The organism is Streptomyces mabaensis (assembly GCF_053763515.1).
Window position 1 is genome coordinate 200808 of the sequence record NZ_JBSOPZ010000009.1, and the last position, 11425, is coordinate 212232.

Below are 11425 nucleotides of genomic sequence, written 5' to 3' on the forward strand. Positions count from 1 at the left end.
GGGCAGTGGGCAGGTGGAAGTGGCGCCGCGACAGAGGCGACAGAGGGACCGCCAACGCCGAGGACGCCGGGCACGAGGAGCCGGGGATCACGGTCGCGGCAACGTATCCCGTCCAGGGGGAGGGCGCCGCGCCGGACGGGACCGCCGACGGCACCCCCGCCGCCTGGTCCGCGGGCGACACCATCGCCGGCCTGTACGAGGTGAAGAGCGTCCTCGGGCAGGGGGCGATGGGAGTGGTCCACCGGGTCCGGCACCTGGCCTGGAACACCGACCTCGCCGTCAAGACCCCGCTCGCGGACGTCCTCGTGAGCCAGGCGGACAAGGAGCGTTTCGTCCACGAGGCGGAGACCTGGGTGTCCCTCGGTCTGCACCCGCACGTGTGTAGCTGCTACTACGTACGCACGCTCGGCGGTGTCCCTCGCGTGTTCACCGAGTACCTGGACGGCGGGAGCCTGCGCGACTGGATCGACGACCGCCGGCTGTACCGCGGCACCTCCCGGAAGGTGCTGGCCCGTGTACTCGACATCGCGATCCAGATGGCATGGGGCCTGGAGCACTCGCACAGCCACGGCGTGGTCCACCAGGACGTCAAGCCCGCCAACGTCATCCTCGACCACGCGGGTACCGCAAGGGTCACCGACTTCGGTCTGGCGCGGACGCAGCGCGGTGCGGCAGGACCGCGGCCGGCGCCGGCGCCGACGCAGGACACGCCGCAGGCGGCCGGGCCGGAGACGTCCACCGTGCTGGTCACCATGGGCGGCATGACCCCCGCCTACGCCTCGCCGGAACAGGTGGCGGGTGAGGCGCTGGACCGGCGCAGCGATGTGTGGAGCTTCGCGGTCAGTGTGCTGGAGATGTTCCTCGGCGAGGTCACCTGGTTCGCCGGCCCGGCGGCCGCGACGGCGCTGGCCGACCACCGTGAACGCGGCCGTGCGGGAGGCCGCCTGCCGGCCATGCCGGCCGCGCTGGCCGACCTGCTGGCGCACTGCCTGCGTGACGATCCCGCACAACGGCCGCGGAGCATGGCCGCGGTCGCCGCACGACTCTTCCCCGTCTACGCGGCAGAAGTCGGCCGCCCCTACCCGCGCCCGGCCCCCAAGTTGGTGCAGTTACGGGCGGACGAGCTGAACAACCGCGGTCTGTCCCTGCTCGACCTCGGCCGGTCGCAGGAAGCGGAGGCGGCGTTCGCGGAGGCGCTCGCGACGGATCCGCGGCACCTGGAGGCGACCTACGACTCCGGGTTGTTGCGCTGGCGGGCCGGGAGGCTGACCGACGACGCGCTGGTGCACGACATCGAGGGCGCCTCGGCGAGCACGGGCGTCTCCTCGCGGGCGAAGCAGTTCCTCGCCGAGGTGCATCTGGAACGCGGCTCCCTCGAAGCGGCTCTGCCGCTGCTGGAGGAGGCGGCGCAGGCCGAACCGGAGAACACCGAGATCCGGACAGCGCTGCGGCACGCCCGAGCCGAGGGCCTGGCGGTCGGGCGTCCTCTGCACACCCTCACGCACTCCGGAACGGCCACCGGCGATCTGAGCGCCGACGGCCGGCTGGCCGTGACCGGCGACCCCGAGGGGGTGATCCGGCTGTGGGACGCGGACGCCGGCCGGATCATCACGGCGTTCCGCGGACACGAGACCGATGTGCACTCGATCTGTCTGAGCGACGACGGCGCCCTGGTCCTCTCCGCCGGTATGGACGTCCTGAACCGGGAGTGGCGCTACACCGTGCGCCTGTGGGACTGGCAGACGGGCACCTGCCTGGGAGAGGAGGTGAGCGACAAGAGCGTGCACTCCCCGCGACTGAGCCGCGGAGGCCGCCTGCTGCTGTTCGGCAGCGGTGACGCGACGGTGCGCGTGTGGGACTCCGACGGCCGCTGGGGTGCCCTCGGCCAACGCCTGGGCGGGCTCATCATGGCCGAGCATCCCGTCTGGCCGACCGCCGACGAGCGTGCGGTCCTCTCCGGCGGCATGGGAGGCAGCGTGCTGCGGCTGTGGGACGTGGAGACCGGAGCCTGTCTGCGTACCTTCGAGGGCCACACCAACTCCGTCCACGCGGTCTGTATGAGCGCGGACGACACGATGGCCGTCTCCGGAGGCAGTGACAACACCATTCGGCTGTGGGACGCGGCCACGGGCCGCTGCCTGCGCGTCTTCGAGGGGCACACCAACTCGGTTAAATCGGTCCGGATCAGCGACGACGCTCGTACGGTCCTCTCCGGGGCCCGCGACAACACGGTCCGGCTGTGGGACGTGGCCACGGGCCGCTGCCTGCGCACCTTCGAAGGGCACACCGGCGATGTGAACGCGGTCAGCCTGAGCGCGGACGGGCGCCGGGCGCTGTCAGCGAGTTCGGACGGCACCGTGCGGCTGTGGCAGATGCACGGTGACCACCGCTACGTATGCCCGCTCAGGCCCTGCCGCCCGCAGTCGCACGCCGAGTTGGCGCAGCTCGACACGCAGGTGGAGAGCCTCCTGGACGCGGCGGAGCAGAACCTCTCGGACGGTCGCTACGCCGCTGCCCGCGAGCGGCTGACACAGGCCCGGTCGTTCCCGCGGCACGAGCGGGCACCGCGGGCGCTGGCGGCCTGGCACCGGCTGTCGCTGTCCTCGGTGCGGGTGGGAGCAAGGGCGGTCTGGCAGGCCCGGACCCTGGACGGACACACCGACCGGGTGCACACCGTGTCGATGAGCGCCGACGGTGGCATGGTCCTGTCGGGGAGCTGGGACGACACCGTACGGCTGTGGGAGGCGCAGACCGGCCGCTGCGTCAGGGTGTTCGAGGGCAGGAACGGTCTGGGCACGAGCTGTCTGAGCAGCGACGGCCGACTCGCCCTGGTCAGAACCGCGGACGGTGTCGTGCGGCTGTGGGAGACGGAGAGCGACCGGGTCCGGCACCAGCTGGAGATGCCCCCGGACGTCGTCGGCGCGGTGGGCCTGGGCGCCGGCGACCGTTTGGCGCTCGTGGCCGGGCCGGACGCGACGACGCACGTGTGGGACCTGGAGACCGGCCGCGTCGCCCGGACGCTGGAAGGGCGGATGGGCGGCGGGTCCGGCTGGATGAGTATCGACGGCCGGCTCGCCCTCACCACGGACCGGTCGAGCACCGTGCAGCTGTGGGAGCTGGAGTCCGGCCGCCGGGTACGGACGCTGAAGTGCCCCTCCCTGGCGGGCGCGGTCAGTCTGAGCGCGGACAGCCGGTTCGTCCTCATCGGCAGCGCGGACCACGGGCTACGGCTGTGGGAGTTGGCCTCCGGCCGCTGCGTACGCACCTTCGAAGGGCACACCGGCGAGGTGTACTCGGCAGGCCTGAGCGCCGACGGCCGTTTCGCTCTCTCCGGGAGCTGGGACAGCACCGTGCGGTTGTGGGACGTGGAAACGGCCCGCTGCCTGCACACGTTCAAGGGGCATACGAGTGAGGTGAGTTCGGCGAGTCTGAGCGCCGACGGCCGCTTCGCCGTCTCGGGAGGCGCGGACAGAGCGGTGCGGCTGTGGGAGATCGACTGGGAGCTCGACCTCCGTAAGCCTGCCGACTGGGACGACACGGCGCGCCCGCACCTCGAAGCCTTCCTCACCCTGCGGACGCCCGCACCGACGTGGTCCGAGGAGGAGTTCGACGACCTCTACCGGAGCCTGCAGTACGCCGGCTTCGGATGGCTCCGCCCGGACGGCGTCAGGGCCGAGCTGCGGCGGATGGCGCACGCCTCGTACGACGCCCCGCCCCTGTAAGCCTTCTGAGCCGGCCACGCCACGTCGCGTGGCGCGGCCGGTCAGGGCGGTGATCAGTGGCAGTTCTTGGTGCCCCGGTCCCGCGTGGTCCAGGCGCAGGAGTCGAGCACCGAGCCGTTCGGCTTGAGCAGCCGGGCCTTGTCGCTGGTGTTGTTCCAGACGTACCAGCCGCGGCCCCAGTAGACGTGCGTGGCGCTGTTCGTCGCCTTGCCCGTGTGGACACGCACCGACTTGCCGGCACCGATCTTGAGGCTGCCGAACGTGTAGGTGTAGCCCGTGTTGTCCTTGAGCTTGTAGCCCTTGAGCTGGATCGCCGAGCGGGTGCTGTTGTGAAGGTCGACCCACTCGGCGTTCAGCGAGGTGTTGCTGCCGCGGTCGCTGCCGGGGCTGTCGTACTGGATCACGCCGAGGTGCAGTCCGCCCTGGTGCGGGGCCGCCTGGACGGGGCCGGCGGTCAGCAGGCCACCGGCCAGGGTGGCGGCGGTCAGGGCGGCGGCGGTGGATATGCGCAAGGTGCACTCCATGTGCGGAAGTTGTGAAGGACTTGGGGAGTCTACGTCCTTCCCGTCCCGCTGCACCGGCTGGTCCGGATTTCGGGCGGTCCCGGTGCGCTTAGGGCCTGTCCGGAATACGCGCCCCCGCGCCGCCCACCCGCACCCGGGGTTCGCCCGCCCGGAGTTCCACCGTCAGTTCGCCGGGGCGGCCCATGTCCTCGCCCTGGTGCAGGGTGAGGACCGACTCCTCGGGTACGAGGCCGAGTTCGCGGGCGTACGCACCGAACGCGGCCGCCGCCGCGCCCGTCGCCGGGTCCTCGACCACACCCCCCACCGGGAACGGGTCGCGCACGTGGAAGACGGTCTCCGACGCCCGGTGCACCAGCTGAACCGTCGTCAGGTCCAGGCGGTGCATGAGCGCCTCCAGCCGGGTGAAGTCGTACGCCAGATCGGCCAGCCGCGCACGCGTCGCGGCCCCGAGCACCAGGTGGCGGGCGCCGGCGTAGGCGATCCGCGGCGGCAGTGCCGGGTCGAGATCGGCGGCCGGCCAGTCCAGTGCGGCCAGCGCCTCGGCGAGGTCGTCCGCCGCGACGTCCTCGGTGCGCGGCTCGACGCTGGTCAGCGTGGCGTTCAGCGCTCCGTCCGCCTCCGTCACGGTCACCGGGACCGTACCCGCCGGGGTGGCGAAGACGAACTCGCCCGGGCCGAGCCGCTCGCCCAGCGCGATCGAGGTCGCCACGGTGGCGTGCCCGCAGAACGAGACCTCGGCCTTTGGGCTGAAGAACCGCAGGGTGAAGGCGCGTCCGGGCGCGCCGAGGCCCCCGGGCGGGGCGGTCAGGAAGGCGGACTCGCTGTAGCCGAGCTCGGCGGCGATCGCGAGCATGGCGTGGTCGTCGAGCCCGGTCGCGTCGAGCACGACACCCGCGGGGTTGCCGCCGGCGGGGTCGGCGGAGAAAGCGGTGTAGCGCAGGATCTCGGTGGTCGTCATGTGGCACCCCAACCGCCTGTGGCCCGCGCTCATTCCCCGCCGCCCTGATCCGCCGGACAGGCCCCAGCGGTGCGTCAGCCGCGCCCGATGTACGGCATCGTCGTCGCCATCACGGTCGCGAACTGCACGTTCGCCTCCAGCGGCAGTTCCGCCATGTGCAGCACGGTCCGCGCGACGTCCGCCGCGTCCATCACCGGCTCGACGGCGAGCTGTCCGTTCGCCTGGAGGATGCCGGTCTGCATCCGCTCCGTCATCTCGGTGGCCGCGTTGCCGATGTCGATCTGGCCGCACGCGATGCGGTACGGCCGCCCGTCCAGCGACAGCGACTTGGTCAGGCCCGTCATCGCGTGCTTGGTCGCTGTGTACGCCACCGAGTTCGGCCGCGGCACGTGCGCGGAGATCGAACCGTTGTTGATGATCCGGCCGCCCTGCGGGTCCTGATCCTTCATCAGCCGGTACGCCGCCTGGGCGCACAGGAACGCCCCGGTCAGGTTGACGTCCACCACGTGGCGCCACGCCTCGTAGGACAGGTCCTCCAGCGCCACGCCGCCGGGCCCGAACGTGCCCGCGTTGTTGAACAGCAGGTCGACCCGGCCGTACCGCTCGCGCACCGCGGTGAACAGGGCGGCCACATCATCGGGCGAGGACACGTCCGCCCGTACGCACAGCAGGTCGCCCGAGAGTCCGGCGGCCTCGGCCGTCGACTCCAGGGCCTCCATCCGGCGGCCGGCCAGTGCCACCGACCAGCCGGCGCCGGCCAGGGTCAGCGCCACGGCCCGGCCGATCCCGGAGCCGGCACCCGTCACGACCGCGATCTTCTTCGCAACAGCATCCATGGGGCCGCAGCGTACGTGACACACCCTTGTCATTTTGCTGTTGTGTACGTGACAACCGCGCGCCTCCCCCGCCCCCTCCAATGCTTCTGACAACATCCGTCAGGGGAGGGGCATATGACAATGTATCGGGACAAAATCTCACCGGAACTCCGCGCCGCGGCCCGGCATTTCGGTCGCCGTGGGTTCCTCACCGGCACCGCTGCCGCCGCGGCCCTTGCATTCGCCACCGGTCTGCCGGGCAGCGCGACGGCCGCCGAACTCGACGCCAGGAAGCTCACCGAGGACCCGTTCACCCTGGGCGTCGCCTCGGGCGACCCGATGCCGGCTTCCGTCCTGCTGTGGACCCGGCTCGCGCCCCGCCCGTACGAGCCGGGCAGCGGACTCCCGCCGGCCCGCGTCCAGGTGCACTGGGAGATCGCCCACGACGAGCTGTTCCGGCGGACCGCCAGACGCGGAACCGTCACCGCGCACCCCGAGTTCGACCACAGCGTGCACGTCGACGCGGGCGGGCTGGCGCCGGACCGCGTCTACTACTACCGCTTCCGCGCGGGCAGCTGGACCAGCCCGGCCGGCCGCACCCGCACCGCTCCGGCAGAGAGCGCGGACATCACCGAACTGAGGCTGGGCGCCGTCTCCTGCCAGGCCTACCACGACGGGTACTACACCGCGTACCGGCACCTCGCGGCGGAGGACCTCGACGTGGTCGTCCATCTGGGCGACTACCTCTACGAGTACGCCGTGGGCGCCACCGGCGGCGCCCGCGCCTACACCGACCGTCGCCTCCCCGCCCACTTCAACCGCGAGACGGTCACCCTGGCGGACTACCGGCTGCGCTATGCCCTGTACAAGTCGGACCCGGACCTCAGGGCCGCGCACGCCGCCCACCCCTTCCTCGTCACCTGGGACGACCACGAGACGGAGAACAACTACGCGGGCGAGATCCCCGAGAACGACGTCCCGCCCGAGGAGTTCCTGATCCGCCGCGCCGCCGCCTACCGCGCCTACTGGGAGAACCAGCCGCTGCGCGGGCCCCAGCAGCCGGTGGGCCCCGACATGCGGCTCTACCGCCGGCTGCACTTCGGCCGGCTCGCCCAGTTCGACATCCTCGACACCCGCCAGTACCGCTCCAACCAGGCGTACGGCGACGGCTGGCAGACGCCGGGGCCCGAGTCGGAGGACCCGTCGCGCACCATGACCGGCGAGACGCAGGAGCGCTGGCTGCTCGACGGCTGGCGGCAGTCGGGCGCGCGGTGGAACCTCGTCCCGCAGCAGGTCACCTTCGCGCAGCGGCGCAATGTGCCGACCGCCGACTTCAAACTGTCCATGGACGCGTGGGACGGCTACCCCGCCTCGCGCAAGCGGATCCTCGACGGGGCGGCGGCGGCCGGCATCGAGAACCTGATGGTGCTCACCGGCGATGTGCATGTCGGCTACGGCTTCGACCTGAAGAAGGACTTCGACGACCCCGGGTCGCCGACGGTCGGCACCGAGATCGTCGCGACCTCCGTCTCCAGCGGCAAGGACGGCGCCGAGAGGCCCGCCAACTGGTCCAACCTCACCACCGCCAATCCGCACCTGAAGTTCTACAACGGCCGGCGCGGCTACGCGGTCGTCACCCTCGGCACCGACCGGGCGCGCGCGGACTTCCGTACGGTGTCCGCGGTCACCACGCCCGGCGCGCCCGTCACCACGGCGGCGTCCTTCGTGACCGAGTCGGGCAATCCCGGCCTCACACCGGCATGAGGCCGGACCGTCCACGGCCGCGCCCCCCACTGGTCTCGACCAGCCGGATGTGCTGAGAGCATGGAGGTGCTCGGGGGGTCTGGAGGTGTCCCCAGGCGCACAGCGACGAACGGGAGACATCGATGCCGGAGAGCGGCCGGACGACCAGGAACGAGCCCGACCACATATCCGCCGTCTCGCGGCCGCCCGAGCCCGTCCCCGAGCCCGGGGCCGCTCCCGAGATCGCCGCCGCGGCCCCCGCGCTCACCGCGGGGGCCGCCCCCGGGATGGCCGCGACGCGCCGCGCCGGCTTTCTCGTCACGCTGGTGCTCGGCGGGCTCACCGCACTGCCGCCGCTCTCCATGGACATGTACCTCCCGGCGCTGCCGCAGGTCACCAGCTCGCTGCACAGCCCCGCCGCGACCGTCCAGCTCACCCTGACCGCCTGCCTCGCCGGCATGGCGCTCGGCCAGCTCGTCGTGGGGCCGATGAGCGACCGGTGGGGCCGCCGCCGTCCGCTGCTCATCGGCATGGTCGTGTACGTCGTCGCCACCGCGATCTGCGCCTTCGCGCCCACCGCCGAGATGCTCATCGGCTTCCGGCTGCTCCAGGGGCTGGCCGGCGCGGCCGGGATCGTGATCGCCCGCGCGGTGGTCCGCGACCTCTACGACGGCGTCGAGATGGCCCGGTTCTTCTCCACCCTCATGCTGATCTCCGGTGCCGCCCCGATCATCGCCCCCCTCATCGGCGGCCAGGTCCTGCGCGTCACCGACTGGCGTGGCGTCTTCTACGTCCTGACCGCCGTCGGAGTCGTCCTCACCCTCGTCGTGGCGAGATGGCTGCACGAGACGCTGCCGCCGGACAGGCGGCACAGCGGCGGCGTCGGCGCGGCACTGCGCACCATGCGCGGGCTGCTCGCCGACCGCGTCTTCACCGGTTACATGCTGGCCGGCGGCCTCGCCTTCGCCGCGCTCTTCGCGTACATCAGCGCCTCGCCCTTCGTCGTGCAGGAGATCTACGGCGCCTCCCCGCAGACCTTCAGCCTGCTCTTCGGGATCAACTCGATCGGCCTGATCGGCGTCGGCCAGATCAACGGCAAGCTGCTCGTCGGCCGGGTCAGCCTCGACAAGGTGCTCGCGGTGGGCCTGGGCATCATCACGCTCGCCTCGGTCGCCCTGCTGCTGATGGCCTCCGGCGTCTTCGGCGCGGTCGGGCTGGTGCCGATCGCGGCCGGCCTGTTCGTGCTGATGTCGGCGATGGGCCTGGCGCTGCCCAACACCAACGCGCAGGCCCTGATGCGTACCCCGCACGCGGCCGGCTCCGCCTCCGCGCTCATCGGCACCGCGTCCTTCCTCATCGGCGCCGTCGCCTCCCCGCTCGTCGGCATCGCGGGCGAGGACACGGCCGTCCCGATGGCCGTCGTCCAGCTGGCCTGCGCGGTGGGCTCGCTCGCCTGCTTCCTGGGGCTGTGCCGGCCCTGGCGGCGGACCGGTCCGCAGCGGCCCGCGGACACGTAAACTTCGCAGGTGACCAGCACCATCCCCACCGCGGAAGCCCTGCGCAGCGCCTTGGCCGGGCTGCTCGACGGGCTGCCGCCCAAGCAGGCCGCGCAGGCCGTCGAGCGACTGATCGCCAACTACCGCGGCCGCACCCCGACCGACGCCCCGGTGCTGCGGGACCGCTCCGACGTCGCCGCGTACCGGATGCCGGCCACCTTCGAAGCGGTACGGTCCGCGCTGGCCGGCCTCGCCGCGGCCGCGCCCGGCTGGGCGCCCGGCAGCCACGTCGACGTCGGCGGCGGTACCGGCGCCGCGACCTGGGCGGTGGACGCGACCTGGGCGGGGCCCCGGACCACGACCGTGCTGGACTGGGCCGAGCCGGCCCTCGCGCTGGGGCGGGAACTGGCCGCCGGCGCGCCTTCCGACGCCCTGCGCGCCGCGGACTGGCAGCGCCGCATCATCGGGGCCGGCCTGGAGCTGCCCGCCACCGACCTGGTCACCGTCTCGTACGTCCTCGGCGAGCTGACCCCGGACGCGCGCCGCGCGGTGGTCGACGAGGCGGCGCGGGCCGCGCAGGCCGTCGTACTGATCGAGCCCGGCACCCCCGACGGCTACCTCCGTATCCGCGAGGCGCGCGAGCGGCTGACGGACGCCGGGATGCGCGTCGCCGCGCCCTGTCCGCACAGCGGCACGTGCCCGATCGTGCCGGGCGAGGACTGGTGCCACTTCTCGGCGCGGGTGAGCAGGTCCTCGCTGCACCGGCAGGTGAAGGGCGGCTCGCTCGCGTACGAGGACGAGAAGTTCAGCTACGTGGCGGCGGTCCGCTTCCCGGCGGAGCCGGTGCGGGCCCGGGTCACGCGCAAGCCGCAGATCCGCAAGGGTCTGGTCCTGCTCGACCTGTGCACGGAGCAGGACGGACTGCGGCGCGACACGGTGACCAAGCGTCAGGGCCCGCTCTACCGCGAAGCCCGCGACACGGACTGGGGTGACGCGTGGCCCCCGGAACCGTCTCCCTGACCTGACCTGACCTGAGCTGCCCGCACGTGCGGGGCCGGGCCCGTCGAGACCGGGGCGCGGCCGAGAGGCCGGCCCCGGTCCGGATGTCAGGCGCGCAGCTCCTGTGTGCAGCACTTCACACTGCCGCCGCCCTTGAGCAGTTCGCCCAGGTCCATCCCGATCGGCTCGTAGCCCCTGTCCCGCAGCGGCTGGAACAGCCCGACGGCCGCCTGCGGCAGCAGCACGTGGCGGCCGTCGCTCACCGCGTTGAGGCCGAGCGCCGCGGCGTCCGCCTCCTCCGCGGTGATCGCGTCCGGGAACAGCCGGGCGAGTACGGCCCGGCTGCCGGGGGAGAACGCGCCGGGGTAGTACATGACCTCCCCGTCGGCCCGGTCGTCGAGCACGGCCAGCGCCGTGTCGAGGTGGTAGTAGCGCGGATCGACGAGGTCGAGCCCGATGACCGGGCGGCCGAAGAACTCCTGGGCCTCGTCGTGCGACAGCGGGCTGGAGCGGAACCCGCGCCCGGCGAGGATCCATGACGCGGTGACCGCGAAGTCACCCTCGCCCTCGTTGATGTGCGAGGGCTCGTGCACCTCCGTGAAGCCGTGCGTCCGGAACCAGTCGAGGTGGGCCTCGGCCTCCGCGGTCCGCTCGGGGTAGGCGAAGCGCGCGCCGAGCACGCGGCCGTCCACCACGGTCGCGCCGTTCGCGGCGTAGACCATGTCGGGCAGGTCGGGGCGGGGGTCGAGGAGTTCGACGGTGTGACCGAGCGCGCGGTAGCGGTCGCGCAGGTCCTCCCACTGGGTCAGGGCGAGCGGCAGGTCCACCGGCTTGGCGGGATCCATCCAGGGGTTGATGGAGTACGTGACCCTGAAGTGCGTGGGTGGGCACATCAGGTAGCGGCGGGGTGTGGCGTCTCTGCGCAAAGAAGGCTCCTCACGGGACGACGGGTGCGCCGAGTGGTGTCGAGCGCTACAGAATCGTCTCTCCTCAAGCGCCACCGCGCACTGAACTGTTCGGGTGGTTTACCTGAGATCCGGTGGAACGCGAGGCGGCGGGGGGAAAGGAGGCCCCTCGGCCGGGACCTTGTTCGCTAGGGCGTGTTGCGAAAGTAGCGCCGTCCGCCCGGAGGGCGGGGCCCGCGGCGTCTGGTGCGTGCGATCGCAAG

The 11425-nt window shown here is 72.5% G+C and carries 8 protein-coding genes; 4 read left to right on the forward strand and 4 right to left on the reverse strand.

Annotation, left to right across the window (positions count from 1 at the left end):
- Positions 1-5 precede the first annotated feature (5 nt).
- Positions 6-3722, forward strand: a complete 3717-nt coding sequence (locus ACWV17_RS10710) for a protein kinase domain-containing protein (RefSeq protein ID WP_455359445.1) — start codon at positions 6-8, stop codon at positions 3720-3722.
- Positions 3723-3775: 53 nt separating this feature from the next.
- Here the strand turns inward: ACWV17_RS10710 and ACWV17_RS10715 are convergent, their stop codons facing one another.
- From ACWV17_RS10715 to ACWV17_RS10725, 3 genes are all read right to left on the reverse strand, one after another.
- Positions 3776-4234 carry a lamin tail domain-containing protein gene (locus tag ACWV17_RS10715; protein WP_455359446.1) on the reverse strand — a complete coding sequence of 153 codons (459 nt, stop codon included), beginning with the start codon at positions 4232-4234 and terminating at the stop codon, positions 3776-3778.
- A 100-nt stretch (positions 4235-4334) separates the two neighbouring features.
- Entirely contained in the window at positions 4335-5204 is an 870-nt protein-coding gene (locus ACWV17_RS10720; RefSeq protein ID WP_455359447.1) for a PhzF family phenazine biosynthesis protein, read from the reverse strand.
- A 74-nt stretch (positions 5205-5278) separates the two neighbouring features.
- Entirely contained in the window at positions 5279-6040 is a 762-nt protein-coding gene (locus tag ACWV17_RS10725; protein ID WP_455359448.1) for an SDR family oxidoreductase, read from the reverse strand.
- A 120-nt stretch (positions 6041-6160) separates the two neighbouring features.
- Between ACWV17_RS10725 and ACWV17_RS10730 the strand changes: the two genes are divergently transcribed.
- The 3 genes from ACWV17_RS10730 to ACWV17_RS10740 all read left to right on the forward strand — a co-directional run bounded on the left by ACWV17_RS10730 (position 6161) and on the right by ACWV17_RS10740 (position 10278).
- Positions 6161-7783, forward strand: a complete 1623-nt coding sequence (locus tag ACWV17_RS10730) for an alkaline phosphatase D family protein (protein ID WP_455359461.1) — start codon at positions 6161-6163, stop codon at positions 7781-7783.
- Positions 7784-7905: 122 nt separating this feature from the next.
- The gene (locus ACWV17_RS10735; RefSeq protein WP_455359449.1) at positions 7906-9279 is read left to right on the forward strand and encodes a Bcr/CflA family multidrug efflux MFS transporter; all 1374 of its coding nucleotides are present in this window, start codon (positions 7906-7908) and stop codon (positions 9277-9279) included.
- A 9-nt stretch (positions 9280-9288) separates the two neighbouring features.
- A complete protein-coding gene (locus tag ACWV17_RS10740) occupies positions 9289-10278 on the forward strand; it encodes a small ribosomal subunit Rsm22 family protein (protein ID WP_455359450.1) in 990 nt (329 codons plus the stop codon).
- A gap of 86 nt (positions 10279-10364) precedes the next feature.
- Here the strand turns inward: ACWV17_RS10740 and ddaH are convergent, their stop codons facing one another.
- Positions 10365-11258: a dimethylargininase gene (ddaH, locus tag ACWV17_RS10745; protein WP_455359451.1), complete on the reverse strand. Its 894-nt coding sequence runs from the start codon at positions 11256-11258 to the stop codon at positions 10365-10367.
- Positions 11259-11425 lie beyond the last annotated feature (167 nt).